The sequence below is a fragment of the Phenylobacterium sp. genome (assembly GCF_965229015.1).
Taxonomy (GTDB): Bacteria; Pseudomonadota; Alphaproteobacteria; order Caulobacterales; family Caulobacteraceae; genus Phenylobacterium.
This window is the reverse complement of sequence record NZ_CBDDIM010000001.1, coordinates 578890-591654: the sequence shown is the minus strand read 5'-3', so window position 1 is coordinate 591654 and position 12765 is coordinate 578890. Positions and strand designations below refer to the sequence as shown.

The 12765-nt window shown below is 70.5% G+C and carries 12 protein-coding genes; 7 read left to right on the top strand and 5 right to left on the bottom strand.

Annotated features, from left to right (window positions below):
- The first annotated feature begins 80 nt into the window (after positions 1–80).
- Together ACO06I_RS02895 and ACO06I_RS02890 are read left to right on the top strand one after the other, a co-directional pair.
- Complete coding sequence (locus ACO06I_RS02895) at positions 81–872, top strand: enoyl-CoA hydratase (RefSeq protein WP_421931126.1); 792 nt, start codon at positions 81–83, stop codon at positions 870–872.
- Positions 873–927: 55 nt separating this feature from the next.
- Positions 928–2391 (top strand): flavin-containing monooxygenase, encoded by a 1464-nt coding sequence (locus ACO06I_RS02890; RefSeq protein WP_421931125.1) that lies wholly within the window; start codon positions 928–930, stop codon positions 2389–2391.
- A 27-nt stretch (positions 2392–2418) separates the two neighbouring features.
- Here the strand turns inward: ACO06I_RS02890 and ACO06I_RS02885 are convergent, their stop codons facing one another.
- Both ACO06I_RS02885 and ACO06I_RS02880 read right to left on the bottom strand, forming a co-directional pair.
- Positions 2419–4860 (bottom strand): ATP-binding protein, encoded by a 2442-nt coding sequence (locus ACO06I_RS02885; RefSeq protein WP_421931124.1) that lies wholly within the window; start codon positions 4858–4860, stop codon positions 2419–2421.
- 115 nt (positions 4861–4975) lie between these two features.
- On the bottom strand, positions 4976–5953 hold the full coding sequence (locus tag ACO06I_RS02880; RefSeq protein ID WP_421931123.1) for a LysR family transcriptional regulator: 978 nt from the start codon (positions 5951–5953) through the stop codon (positions 4976–4978).
- A gap of 104 nt (positions 5954–6057) precedes the next feature.
- Between ACO06I_RS02880 and ACO06I_RS02875 the strand changes: the two genes are divergently transcribed.
- The 5 genes from ACO06I_RS02875 (at position 6058) to ACO06I_RS02855 (ending at position 8623) form a co-directional block, all read left to right on the top strand.
- Positions 6058–6618 carry a hypothetical protein gene (locus tag ACO06I_RS02875; protein WP_421931122.1) on the top strand — a complete coding sequence of 187 codons (561 nt, stop codon included), beginning with the start codon at positions 6058–6060 and terminating at the stop codon, positions 6616–6618.
- Positions 6618–7247: a GNAT family N-acetyltransferase gene (locus ACO06I_RS02870; protein ID WP_421931121.1), complete on the top strand. Its 630-nt coding sequence runs from the start codon at positions 6618–6620 to the stop codon at positions 7245–7247. Before ACO06I_RS02875 ends, ACO06I_RS02870 begins: the two co-directional genes overlap by 1 nt.
- A complete protein-coding gene (locus tag ACO06I_RS02865) occupies positions 7244–7765 on the top strand; it encodes an isochorismatase family protein (protein ID WP_421931120.1) in 522 nt (173 codons plus the stop codon). The genes ACO06I_RS02870 and ACO06I_RS02865 overlap by 4 nt, the downstream gene beginning before the upstream one ends.
- Positions 7762–8013, top strand: a complete 252-nt coding sequence (locus tag ACO06I_RS02860; RefSeq protein WP_421931119.1) for a hypothetical protein — start codon at positions 7762–7764, stop codon at positions 8011–8013. Before ACO06I_RS02865 ends, ACO06I_RS02860 begins: the two co-directional genes overlap by 4 nt.
- A 199-nt stretch (positions 8014–8212) precedes the next feature.
- Positions 8213–8623 carry a helix-turn-helix domain-containing protein gene (locus tag ACO06I_RS02855; RefSeq protein WP_421931118.1) on the top strand — a complete coding sequence of 137 codons (411 nt, stop codon included), beginning with the start codon at positions 8213–8215 and terminating at the stop codon, positions 8621–8623.
- Positions 8624–8627: 4 nt separating this feature from the next.
- On the opposite strand, the gene ACO06I_RS02850 is transcribed toward ACO06I_RS02855, so the two are convergent.
- The 3 genes from ACO06I_RS02850 to ACO06I_RS02840 all read right to left on the bottom strand — a co-directional run bounded on the left by ACO06I_RS02850 (position 8628) and on the right by ACO06I_RS02840 (position 12688).
- Positions 8628–9428, bottom strand: a complete 801-nt coding sequence (locus tag ACO06I_RS02850; RefSeq protein WP_421931117.1) for a TrmH family RNA methyltransferase — start codon at positions 9426–9428, stop codon at positions 8628–8630.
- A gap of 10 nt (positions 9429–9438) precedes the next feature.
- A complete protein-coding gene (locus ACO06I_RS02845) occupies positions 9439–11550 on the bottom strand; it encodes a M13 family metallopeptidase (protein WP_421931116.1) in 2112 nt (703 codons plus the stop codon).
- A gap of 121 nt (positions 11551–11671) precedes the next feature.
- A complete protein-coding gene (locus ACO06I_RS02840; RefSeq protein WP_421931115.1) occupies positions 11672–12688 on the bottom strand; it encodes a sugar kinase in 1017 nt (338 codons plus the stop codon).
- Positions 12689–12765 lie beyond the last annotated feature (77 nt).

Genomic DNA, 12765 nt, shown 5'->3' with positions numbered 1-12765 from the left:
TAGGTGATCATTGTTCAGCGGATTGCCCCCGGTTGTCGAGGCCGGGAAGCGCGGCGCGCTGGGATACGGGAGGAACGGCGATGAGCGGCGAGGTTCGGATCGAGATCGAGGCGCGGCCCGGCGGCGCCTGCGTGGCCCATGTCATCCTGGACAACGCCAGCAAGCTCAACACCCTGGGCAGCGCCCTGATGAAGGAATTCGCCGCGCGGATTGGCGCGCTGGCCAAGGACGAGAGCCTGCGGGCGGTGGTGCTGACCGGCGCGGGGGACCGGGCCTTCATCGGCGGCGCCGACATCGACGAGATGGCCGGCCTGGACGCCACGACGGCCCGGGCCTTCATCACTCGTGTCCACCGCTGCTGCGCGGCCCTGCGCGACCTGCCCGTCCCGGTGATCGGCCGGATCAACGGCTACGCCCTGGGCGCCGGCCTGGAGGTCGCCGCGGCCTGCGACCTGCGCGTCGCCGCGGACGGCGCGGTGTTCGGCATGCCGGAGGTCAAGCTGGGCATACCCTCGGTGGTGGAGGCCGCCCTGCTGCCGGCACTGGTGGGCTGGGGCCGCACCCGCCAGATGCTGCTGCTGGGGGAGACCTTCAGCGCCGCCGAGGCCCAGGCCTGGGGTCTGGTGGAGGCGGTGGTCCCGGCCGCAGGCCTCGACGCTCAGGTCGAAGCGTGGATCGAAAGTCTCCTGGCCGCCGAGCCGGCCGCGGTGCGTCTGCAGAAGGCCCTGATCCGCCGCTGGGAGGACCTGCCGATGAAGGACGCCATCGCCGCCGGAATCGACGCCTTCGAGGCCGCCTGGACCACCGACGCCCCCGCCCGGGCCATGTCGGAGTTCCAGGCCGCGCGGGGGGCCCGGCGAACTAACCATTGATCACCTAGGGCCTCGCCGCTAGCCTTTCCCCAACGACAAGTTGGAAACGGAACACATGGGCGCGGACTTCAAGGTCGCCATCCTGGGCGCGGGCTTCGCAGGCCTCTGCATGGGGCTGAAGCTGCGGGCCAGGGGCGAGACGTCCTTCGTGATCCTGGAAAAGGCCGACCGGGTGGGCGGCACCTGGCGGGAGAACACCTATCCCGGCAGCGGCTGCGACATCCCCAGCCACCTCTATTCCTATTCCTTCGAACCCAATCCCGACTGGCCGGAGATCTTCTCGGCCCAGCCCGACATCCTGGCCTACATCGAGGACGTGGTGGAGAAGCACAGTCTTTCCAGCCACCTGCGCTTCAATTCCGATGTGGTCTCGGCCGCATGGGACGACGGGGCGGCGTTGTGGCGGATCGGCATGGCGGACGGGTCAAGCCTGACCTGCGAGACCTTCGTCACCGCCTGGGGTCAGCTCAACCGCCCCAAGCTGCCTCCGATCCCCGGCCGCGACGATTTCGCGGGACCGGCCTTCCACTCGGCCCAGTGGGACGCCTCGGTCGATCTGGCCGGCAAGCGGGTGGCGGTGATCGGCAACGGCGCCAGCGCCGTCCAGTTCGTGCCGGAGGTGGCCAAGGTCGCCGGATCCCTGACCCTGTTCCAGCGCTCCCCCAACTGGATCGTGCCGCGCATGAACCGGCCCTACACCGCCGCCGAGAAGGCCCGCTTCCGGGCCGAGCCATCCTTCATGGCCAAGGTGCGCGGCGACATCTTCGAGATGGCCGAGGCCCGGCTTGAGGCCAAGCGCGCCGGGACTCTGCCGGTCGAGGAGGTCCCCATTCCCCTGGCCCACCTGCACGCCCAGGTCACCGACCCGGACCTGCGGGCCAAGCTGACCCCCGACTACGAGATCGGCTGCAAGCGCGTCCTGATCTCCAACGACTTCTATCCCGCCCTGACCCGGCCCAACGTGGAACTGATCACCGAGGCGATCAGCGCCATGACCCCACGCGGGGTGGTGGACGCCACCGGCCGCGAGCACCCGGCGGACGTGGTGATCTACGCCACGGGCTTCGAGACCCGCTCCTTCGTGGGCGACACCGGGATCACCGGGGTCGGCGGCCTGCGGCTGAGCGATGTCTGGATCGACGGACCGGAGGCCTATCTGGGGCTCTCCGTCACCGGTTTCCCCAATCTTTTCATGCTGTACGGGCCGAATACGAACCTGGGGCACAACTCCATCATCTTCATGATCGAGGCCCAGGCCGACTATGTGCTCCAGGCCCTGGAGGTCATCGCCGCGGCCGGCCCGGTGTCGGTGCGTCAGGAGGTCTCCGACGCCTACAACGCCGACCTGCAGAAGGCGCTCGCCACCACGCCCTGGGCCGGCGCCTGCACCAGCTGGTACAAGACCGCCGACGGCCGCATCCTCAACAACTGGCCTCACACCGCGCGCGCCTACGCCGAGGCGGTCGCGCGCTTCGAGGTCCAGGACTACGAGTTGGTGCGGGCGGTCCAGCCGGCCTGACCCGCTCGCTCCACTGGGTGGGGAAGCTCAGGCGGCGGCCGAGGCCGAGCCGACGGCCTCCGGCGCGGCCTCCAGCGCCGCCTGCAGGGCGGCGAACAGGCGCGCGGCCTCGATGGGCTTGGCCACGAAGCCGTCCATGCCGGCCTCGGCGTATTCCGCCACCTGGTGCGCCATGGCGTTGGCGGTGAGCGCGATGATCGGCGTGCGCGGCCGGCCCTCGGCGGCCTCGCGGGTCCGGATCACCCCGGTGGCGGTGGGGCCGTCCATCTCGGGCATCTGGACGTCCATCAGGATCACGTCCCAGGTCTCCCGCGCCCAGGCCTCGACGGCCAGCGCGCCGTTGTCGACCACGGTGGGATGGATGCCGATCTGGTGCAGCAGGGTCTTGAGCACCAGCTGGTTGACGGTGTTGTCCTCGGCGGCCAGCACCCGCAGGGCGCCGACCTCCATCTCGCCCGCCTGCGGCTCGTCGGCGGCGGGGGACGGAAGGGCCAGTTCCGCATCGCTCTTGGCCAGCGGCAGGGTGACGACGAAGGTGGTTCCCTGCCCCGGCGTGCTGTGGGCGGCGATCGCCCCGCCCATCAGCTGGGCGAGTTCGCGGCAGATCGCCAGGCCCAGACCCGTGCCGCCGTAGCGGCGGGTGGTGGAGGCGTCGGCTTGCTCGAACTTCTGGAACAGGCTGGCCAGGCGCTCGGCCGGAATCCCGATGCCGGTGTCGGCCACGGTCAGGGTCAGGCCGCCCTCGGTTCGCGTCACCGAGACCCGGACCTCGCCCGTCTCGGTGAACTTCAGCGCGTTGGAGACCAGATTGTAGAGGATCTGCCGCACCCGGGTGGAGTCGCCCACATAGACGCCGCGCGCGTCGCCATCGACCGCCAGGTCGAAGGACAGGCCTTTCTTGTTGGCGATGGCTGTGAAGGCCGCGTGCGCCCCGCGCGCCAGGTCGCTGATATCGAAGGCGGTCTCCTCCAACTCCAGCTTGCCGGCCTCGATCTTTGAGAGGTCCAGGACGTCGTTGAGGATGTGCAGCAGGGTCTCCCCGGACTGGCGCACCACGTCCAGGCGGGTGCGTTGCAGGGGGCTCAGCTCATCGGCGGCCATGGCCTGGGCCATGCCCAGCACCCCGTTGAGCGGGGTGCGGATCTCGTGGCTCATGGTGGCCAGGAAGGTGGACTTGGCCCGATTGGCGGTCTCGGCGTCCTCCTTGGCCTGCAGCAGGGCGCGCTCGGCCTCCTTGCGTCCGGTGATGTTCTGCAGGGCGCCGATCAGGCGCACCGGACGTCCGTCCCCGTCGGTGATCAGGCGGCAGGCGCCGGAGGTCCAGACCTCCCGGTCGTCGGCGCGGATCACACGGTACTCGGGACGATAGGCCTCGCCGTGCTCGACGTGCCGCTTCCACTGCGCCTCGACATCCGTCCGGTCCCGCGGATCGATGGTGGCGTAGATGTCCCGATAGAGTTCGTCGTAGGTCTTGGGCTCGGTGAAGAAGGTGTCCTCGGCGCCGGCCTTGATCAGCTCGCGGCGGACATAGTCCATCTCGTAGACATGGATGTCGGCGATCTCCATGGCCAGCGTCAGCCGCTGCTCGGACCGCTCGGTCCGCTCCAGGGCCTCCACCAGGTGGGTCACGTCGTGGCTGGCGGCCACCATGCCGCCCACCTCGCCCCGCGCGTTCCACCAGGGGGCCAGCTCGACATTGGTCCAACTGGGACGGCCCTCGGCGTCCTGGCCGGCCAGCCGCTCCTCGCGGATGGTCTCCCCCGCCAGGCAGCGGTCATAGGCGAAGCGCCAGCGCTCGGCCCAGGGCGTCACCTCGTAGAGGGTGTGACCGACCACGTCTTCGGGAACCCGGCTCACCTTCTCGGCCCAGCGAGGGCTGCAGCAGAGAATTCTCTGGTCCCGGTCGGTCAGCACCACCGCGCCCGGCAGGGCCGCGACGACGGCGGCCAGGGTCGCGGAGATGGCGTCGCGCTCGCGCAGGCTCTCTTCCCGGGCGCGGGTGGCCTGGGCGCGGACCCATTCGTCGGCGATGAAGGCCGCGAGGTCCTTCAAACGGCCGGCGAGGCTGGAGTCATAGGGCTTCACCTCGGTCCCCGTCACCGCCAGCACGCCGGGCGCGCCGCCGTCGGCCAGCTTGATCGGGGCGGCGGCGTAGAACCGCAGATAGGGCGGCGCCAGGACCCATTCGAGATCGGCGAAGCGCGGGTCGCGGCGGCCGTCCTCGATCCAGAGCGACTGGCCGGTCTCCAGCACGATGGCCGCGCCCGGATCGAGGGGGTGGTTGCCGGAGGGATCGCGGCTGCGCCAGGCGCGGCCCCCCTGCACCAGGATCACCTGGGCGTCGACGGGGCCGAACAGGGTCTTGGCCAGGCGGGTGGCGCGATCGCAGACCTCCTGGCTGAGATCCAGCTCGAAGGGACGCTGGGCGCCGGAGTCCGTCTCCGCGCTCGTCGAGATGAGGTGTTCCATTGGCCTCCCCCCGGCTTCTGGCGCGCTTTTCGTCGCCGAGCGTCATCCCGCCAGGGTTAAGGGCGTATTTATACGGTGCGTCAAAAAGACCACGACTTCTTGAAATGAGGAGAAGTCAGGCCCGCGCCGACGCCGCCGGCCAGGCCCAGCTCTCGAACTCGGAGGGGTGAATGAACTCTTTGCGGAACCAGGGCCGCTCGCGGGCGTCGAAGATCGACACCAGCCACTCGGCGACCCGGGCCACCCGCGGCGACTTCACGGCGTCGCGATGGTGGCAGAGCCAGAGGGTGCCGCTGGCCAGCGGCGGGATGTCCAGCATCACCAGGTCCTGGGTCATCCGCAGGATGGCGGTGGGAATGGGTCCGATCCCCGCGCCGCGCTGGATGGCGTAGAGCATGGCGGTCGAGGAGTTCACCACCAGGGCCGGGGCCGCCAGCTCCATGAAGGCGCTGGTCTTGGCGTGCCACTGGCCGCGCTCGCTGACCTGGGCCGAGTGGGCGATGAAGCGGTGACCCACCGCGGCCTCCAGCTTGGTGGGGGCGCCATAGGTGTCGATATAGTCCTGCGAGGCGAACAGGGCGTAGTGCAGGGTCGCCAGTTCGGTGGCCGCCACATCGGGGGCCCCGCCGCCGTCGGTGAACTGGATCGACAGGTCGATGTGGGCGTCCACCGGGTTCTCCCGGTAGAAGCCGCAGTCCATGGCCAGGCGGATGCCGGGGCTCTCCTTCATGAACTCCGCGATCTTGTCCCCCAGCAGGAAGCCGCCGACGCCCTCGGGGGCGGCGATGGTCACTTCGCCGGCGTCGTGGCGGTCGGCCTCCAGGGCCAGGCGCTCGATGTCCACCGAGGCCCGCTGCATGGACAAGGCCCGATCATAGATCCGCTCGCCGGCCCGGGTCAGGCTGACCCCGCGCAGGCCGCGGTCGAACAGCCGCACCCCCAGCCGGGTCTCCAGGTCGTCGATGCGGCGGGTGATGGTGGGCTGGCTGGTGCGCAGGCGGCGCGCGGCCGCGCCGAAGCTGCCGGCCTGGGCCGCCGCCACGAAGGTCTTGATGTCGTCCCAGTCGGCGCGTCCGCCGTCGTGATTTTCCATCCAACCCAACCAGAAACGTGGCGCCCCCATACGAAGTTCTGGGCTGCACGCGCTCGCCCCGAGGCTCTACCAAAAGCCGGCTTCACACAAGGCGCGTGACCAGCATGCCCGCCACCACCGACTTCGCACAAGCCACCCGCGACACCTTGTCGGGCCTGGGCCTGACCCTGGCCACGCCGGGCGAGATCGTCGAGGGACACGCCATCGCCGCACGCACGGTGAGCCCCGTCATCGCCAGCGTCGCCACCCTGCAGGCCGTCCAGGACCGTACCCGGGGCTCATCCTTCGCCTATCGCGACCCCGACGGCCGGCTGGCCGGCGTGCTCTGCGTCATCCCCCTGACGCGGGCCGCCGCGCCGGAGCTGGCGGCCGGACGGTTCGACGGGATCACCCCGCCTCTTGCCCAGGCCGCGCGGCCCGGCGAGCGGGTGATCGCCGTCTATGGCTGGGGCATGGCCGGGATCAGCTGGCGCGGCCGGGCCGTGGTCATGGCCGGCGCCGTGGCCATCCATCGCGAGATCTTCGACACCGTCCCCCTCTATGGCCGGGCGGCGACGCCCGGGGGCGAGCGCGCCCTGTTGTGGCGTCTGGGCGCCCGCCCCGTGCCGGGCCCCGGCGGCCTGGTGGTCTGCCCCGCCTGGACCGTCCACCGGAGGGCCGCCTGATGACCGCCAATGTCCGCCTGCCCCTGGAGGCGCGCGCGCCGGCCGAGGTGGACGAGGGCCAGCTGGAAGTGGCCGTCTGCCGCACCCTGGCCGACCTGATGCAGGCCATCGCGGTGCGCACCCTGGTCTATATGGGCGAGCAGGCCTGTCCCTATGACGAGGAGTTTGACGGCAACGATTTCGCCGGCGCCACCCACCTGGTCCTGCGCCGCAACGGCGAACCGATCGGGACCCTGCGGGTGCGCTGGTTCGCCGACTTCGCAAAGGTGGAGCGGGTGGCCGTGCGCAAGGAACACCGCCGCGGCCGGGCCACCCTGATGCTGATCCTGGCCGCCAAGAAGCTGGCCGAGAAGAAGAACTACCGGAAGATCCTCGGCTACGGCCAGGTGCGGCTGATCCCGTTCTGGGAGCAGTATTTCAACGCCTATGTCCGCCCCGCCCGCGACGGCTTCGTGGTCTCCGACCACGACTATGTGGAGATGGTGGTGGAGGGCGTGCCCCCGCCGGACGCCCTCACCCTCGACTCCGATCCCTACGAGCTGCTGCGGCCGGAGGGCGCCTGGAACGAGCCCGGCGTCCTGGACAAGTCGGCCGGTCGCGCCCCCAGCAATCCGGGCGCCTTCGCGTGATCTTCGCCCCGGACTCCTCGGCCCTGATCTGCCTGGACCTGCAGCGGGAGCGGCTCGCCGGCGAGGGCGCCGCGGGCGCCGTGGCGGCCTGCCGCGCCGTGCTGGAACAGGCCCGGCGGCGGCGCTGGCCGGTCCTGCACGTCCACAATCGCCACGCCCAGTTCGCCGGCGGCCGGCCGATCCCCGGCCTGGAGCCCTTGCCCAGCGAGGCGGTGTTCGCCCGCCAGGGTCCGTCGGCCTTCACCAACAAGACCTTCAGCCAGACCGCCCAGGCGCTGGGCGGTCCCCTGGTGCTGGTCGGCTTCTCCCTGGCCGACACGGTGATGGCCACCGCCTTCGCCGCCGCCGACCGGGACCTGGCGGTCGATGTCGTCGAGGATGCGGTGGGCGGCGATCCCGCCACCCGGCGCGTCCTGCTCAAACCCCTTGCCGCCCTGGCGCCCCGCACTCGGGTGCTGACCTTCCGTGACCTGTTTCTCGAGGACGCCACGCGGTTCGCCGCGGCGAACATGCCATGAGCGATTTCAAGACGCCGCTGAGCTTCCTGCCCGAGGGCCCGCCCCAGTGGACGGCCGAGATGGAGCTCGACGACCAGACCGCCGAGTTGCTGGAAATGGCCAGCCTGCTCAGCGCGCGGGACATGGCGACCCTGTCGGTGATCGTCCGCCGGGCCGCCGAAATCTCCGAATCCGAGGGCGAGGACGTCGCCATCGCCGTGCTGGACCAGATTCACGGCATCCTCGACGGCCGGGTGTCCGACGCCTGAGCCGCCGCCGCGACGGTCCGGCTCGCGCGCCGCACGTCATCAGGTTCCGATCTGCGCGAGGCTGCGACCCCTGATAGGCGAGAATTAACCCTGGGGTGCGGCCCTATGTCTTACGCCAGACAAATCAGTGGCGAGGGCCCCTTCGCAGGTGCAGAAAGGCCACGCGTGTTTACGCATCCGTGACCATAAGGACATGTCTGTGAGCGAGAACCTGGACGAGGCGGGCCCTGATCCCATCGACGTCGCCGTTGGCCACCGCATCCGCGTGCGGCGCAAATGGCTGGGAATCTCCCAGTCGAACCTGGCCGAACACCTGGGCGTGTCGTTCCAACAGGTCCAGAAATACGAACGCGGGGCCAACCGCACCTCGGCCTCCATGCTGGTCCGCATCGCCGAGAAGCTGGAGACCACGGTCGCCGAGCTGGTGGGCGAGAACGACCGCCCGAGCGGTGACGAGAGCCTGTTCGAGAAGCTGGCCGTGCCCGGCGCCGTCCAGCTCCTGGAAGCCTTCGCCAGCGTCCAGCAGCCCTCCCTGCGCACCGCCATCCTCAACCTGACCCGGTCCCTGATCGAAGAGACCGAGGAACCGGCCCCCAAGCGCGCGCGCTGACGCGCTAGGGCCGCTCGGCCGCGAAGGCCAGGTGGTGCAGGACGATCCCGGCGGTCGTCGCGACGTTCAAGGAATCAAAGCCCGTGGCCATGGGAATGGCCACCGTCGTCGCGCGCGCCAGGACTGAGGCCGCCAGGCCCGGCCCCTCCGCCCCCAGCAGCACGGCGGTCTTCGCCGAACGCCTGAGGTCCACGAGCCGGGTCGCGCCGCTCGGGCTCAGGGCCACGGTCGCGAAGCCCGCGCGCCCAAGCTCCTCCAGCAGATCCCCCGGCCCCGTCGCGAACGGGGTGACCAGGACCGCCCCCACCGAGACCCGGATGGCCTTGCGGTACAGCGGGTCGCAGCAGCCGCTGTCCAGCAGCACCGCGTCGACGCCGAAGGCCGCGGCGTTGCGGAACAGGCCGCCCATGTTGTCGTGGTTGCCGATGCCCGACAGCGCCAGGACGAGCGCCCCCTCCCCCAGCCCCGCCAGCATGTCGGCCGCGCTCGGGGCGTCGCGCCGCCGGCCCAGGGCCAGGATGCCGCGATGGATGTGGAAGCCCACCACCGCGTCCATGGCCGCCTGGCTGGCCGCATAGACCGGCACGTCGACCGGAACCTGCTCCAGCAGGTGCGCCAATCCCGCCACCCGCTTCTGCGCGATCATCAGCGAGACCGGCTCCACCAGGGTCGAGCGGGTCAGGACGTTGAGCACCACCTCGCCCTCGGCCACGAACAGTCCCTCGCGCCCCACCAGGTCGCGTTCCCGCACGTCGCGATAGGCCGCGACGCGCGGGTCGGCGGGGTCGTCGATCGGGATGATCACGAAGCGGCGTCTACCAGATCTTCACCCGGTCGGCGGGCGCCAGGTAGAGCTTCTCGCCCGGCTTGGCCCCGAAGGCCGGATACCAGGCGTCCAGGTTGCGCACCGTGTCGGCGCGGTATTCGCCGGGCGAATGGCCGTCCGTCAGCAAGGCGCGGCGCAGGGCGGCCTCACGGGCCTTGGACCGGTAGTTCTGGGCCCAGCCCAGGAAGATCCGCTGGTCGGCGGTCACCCCGTCGATCACCGGCGCCGGCGCGCCCTTCAGCGACAGGTGATAGGCGTCATAGGCCGTGGCCAGGCCGGCCAGGTCGGCGATGTTCTCCCCCAGGGTCAGGTCGCCGTTCACCACCAGGTCCGGCAGCGGCTTGTAGGCGTCGTACTGGGCCGAGAGCTGCTTGGCCGAGGCCTTGAAGTGGGCCATGTCGGCGTCGGTCCACCAGTTCCTCACATTGCCGTGCGCGTCAAACAGGGCGCCGGCGTCGTCGAAGCCGTGGCTGATCTCGTGGCCGATCACCCCGCCGATGGCGCCGTAATTCACCGCCGGGTCCGCCTTCGGATCGAAGAAGGGCGGCTCCAGGATGGCGGCCGGGAAGCTGATGGAGTTCTGCATCGGCGCGTTCAGCGCATTGACCGTCTGGGGCGTCATGTACCACTCGCCGCGGTCCACGGGCTGGCCGAGCTTGGCCAGGTTGCGGCGGTATTCGAAGAGCTCGCCCCTCTGCCAGTTGCCGTAGGCGTCGCCGGCCACGATCTGCAGGCCGGAATAGTCGCGCCACTTGTCGGGATAGCCGACCCCAACCTGGAAGTTGGCCAGCTTCTCGTGGGCCTTGGCCTTGGTGACCGGGTCCATCCAGTCCAGCCGGTCGATGCGCTTGTCGAAGGCGGCCAGGATGTTCTTCACCATGCCCTCGACCTCCGCCTTCGATTCCGGCGGGAAGTACTTGGCGACATAGAGTTTTCCGATCGCCTCACCCAGCGCATTGCCGGTGAAGTCGACGCCCCGCTTCCAACGGGCCGACTGCTCCGGCGTGCCCGACAGCGCCGTGCCGTTGAAGGCGAAGCTCTCGTCCACGAAGGCCTTGGAGAGATAGGGCGCGCCCCGCTCCACCGTGTGGAAGGCCAGGTAGTCCTTCCAGGCCGCCAGCGGCTCGGACGCCACCAGCCTGGCCTCGCCCGTGATGGCGGTGGACTGCCAGGCGCCGAACATGGGTTGGCCCGCCAGGCCGGCGGCGGTCAGGAAGGCGTCCCAGTCCATGCCGGGCGCCTTCTTGGAAAGCTCCGCACGGGTCCATTGGACGTTGGTCTTGGGGATGTCGAAGGTGTCGGCCGCGGTCCAGTGGGTGGCCGCGATCTTGGTCTCCAGCGCCAGGACCCGGGCCGCGCGGGCGTCGACGTCGCTGAAGCCGGCCAGCCGAAGCTGGTTGGCGACGTGGGTCTTGTACTTGGCCCGCAGGTCCACGTACTTCGCGCCGGCGTCGAGATAGTAGGTGCGGTCGGGCATGCCGAGCCCGCCCTGGATGATGTAGGGCAGGTAGCGGCTGGTGTCGTTCAGGTTCTCCACCACCCACAGGCCAAACAGCCGGTCGGTCTTGGTGTTGGTGGCGTTCATGACGTCCACGTCGGCGCGGATCGAGCCGCCGAGCTGGGCCGACAGATCCTTGCGGGTCTTGATCGCCGCGATCTGCGCCAGTTCCGGGGCCAGGGGCGTGGCGCCCTTCGCCTCGACGGCCGCCTCGTCCATGAAGCTCGCATAGTAGTCGCCGATCATGCGGGCCTCGGACCCGGCCGGGCCTTTCGTCTTGGCCGCGGTCTCGATCAGCTCGACGGTGCGCTTGGAGGCCGCCTCCCGCAGGACGGCGAAGGTGTTGTAGCTGGAGCGGTCGGCGGGGATCTCGGTGGTCTTCACCCAGGTCCCGTTGGCGTAGCTGAAGAAGTCGTCGCCCGGCTTCACCGAGGCGTCCATGCCGGCGGTGTCGAAGCCGAAGGTCCCGTAGGCGGGCTTGGGCTTCGGGGCCTCGGCGACCGGGGGCGGCGTGGGCGCGGATGGCGCGGCGGCCGTGGTCGCGCAGGCGGCGAGGATCACCGGCGCGCAGGCGGCCAGCAGCAGGGTTTTCAGATTGGTCATTCAATTGCTCCCAAGGGACCGGGCGCGTCACGGCGCGCTCTCAGCGTTTGAGCCTTCATACACCGGCGCGGCGATTTGGGCGCCCGGCGCGGATTAATCTTCTGTCATGCGAGGCGGTTAGCTACCGCCGCACGTCCAGCCCGCTCGCCGACAGCAGGGCCTCGACATCGGCCAGGGTCGCCAGATTGAAGTCCCCGGGGATGGTGTGCTTCAGGGCCGCCGCCGCCACGGCGAAGTCCAGGGTGTCGGCCTCGCTCAGGCCGGCCAACAGGCCGTGGATCACCCCGGCGGCGAAGGCGTCCCCGCCGCCGATGCGATCGATGATGGGGTTCAGCGGCCGGCTCTCGGTGCGCCAGGCGCCCTGGCGGGAGAACAGGAAGCCGGTCAGGTCGTGGTGGTTGACCGTGTGCTGCACCCGGTCGGTGCAGGCCAGGCGCTTGAGGTTGGGCCAGGCCTTGAAGGCCCGCTCGGCGGCCCAGCGGCGCAGGCCCTCGGCCTCGAGGCCCTCCGGGGCGGCGGTCTTCAGCACCAGGGCGATGTCGCGGTGGTCGCCGAACACCAGGTCGGCCTGGCTGAGCATCTCGGACAGGATCGCCGGGGCGTCGCCGTTCCAGGCCTGCCACAGGGTCGCGCGATAATTGCAGTCCATGGAGACGGTCAGGCCCAGGCGGCGCGCGGCGCGGACGGCGTCCACCGCGGCCCCGGCGGGGTCGGGCCCGATGGCGGCGGTGACCCCGGAGACGTGCAGCCAGCCGGCCCCCTGCAGGGCCGCCTCCCAGTCGATGGCCCCCGCCCCGCGGCAAAAGGCGGAATCGGCGCGGTCGTACAGCACCTGGGCGGTCCGCTGCCCGGCCCCGGGGGTCAGGAAATAGAGCCCCATCCGGCCGGGTATCCGGGTGACGCCCCCGGTGTCGACCCCATGGCGGCGCAGTTCGTCGATCGCCGCCTGGCCCAGCCCGTTGTCGGGCAGGACGCTGAGCATGCGGGCGGAATGGCCGAAGCGGGCCAGGGATACCGCCACATTGGCCTCGGCCCCGCCGAAGCAGACCTTCAGGCTCGGCGACTGCAGCAGGAGCTCGTTCTCGGGCGCGGCCAGGCGCACCAGCACCTCCCCGAAACAGACCACTTGTCCCGCCACGCGTCTCTCCTGTCGGCGCGGCGCAGGGGCCGCGCGCCCTACCCTAAACAAAGCGGCGCGCCGGGGAACCGGCGCGC

Coding starts and splice junctions, on each gene's coding strand:
- ACO06I_RS02890 (WP_421931125.1), top strand. CDS start 928: ATGGGCGCGGACTTCAAGGTCGCCATCCTGGGCGCGGGCTTCGCAGGC.
- ACO06I_RS02870 (WP_421931121.1), top strand. CDS start 6,618: ATGACCGCCAATGTCCGCCTGCCCCTGGAGGCGCGCGCGCCGGCCGAG.
- ACO06I_RS02875 (WP_421931122.1), top strand. CDS start 6,058: ATGCCCGCCACCACCGACTTCGCACAAGCCACCCGCGACACCTTGTCG.
- ACO06I_RS02895 (WP_421931126.1), top strand. CDS start 81: ATGAGCGGCGAGGTTCGGATCGAGATCGAGGCGCGGCCCGGCGGCGCC.
- ACO06I_RS02845 (WP_421931116.1), bottom strand. CDS start 11,550: ATGACCAATCTGAAAACCCTGCTGCTGGCCGCCTGCGCGCCGGTGATC.
- ACO06I_RS02885 (WP_421931124.1), bottom strand. CDS start 4,860: ATGGAACACCTCATCTCGACGAGCGCGGAGACGGACTCCGGCGCCCAG.
- ACO06I_RS02880 (WP_421931123.1), bottom strand. CDS start 5,953: ATGGAAAATCACGACGGCGGACGCGCCGACTGGGACGACATCAAGACC.
- ACO06I_RS02860 (WP_421931119.1), top strand. CDS start 7,762: ATGAGCGATTTCAAGACGCCGCTGAGCTTCCTGCCCGAGGGCCCGCCC.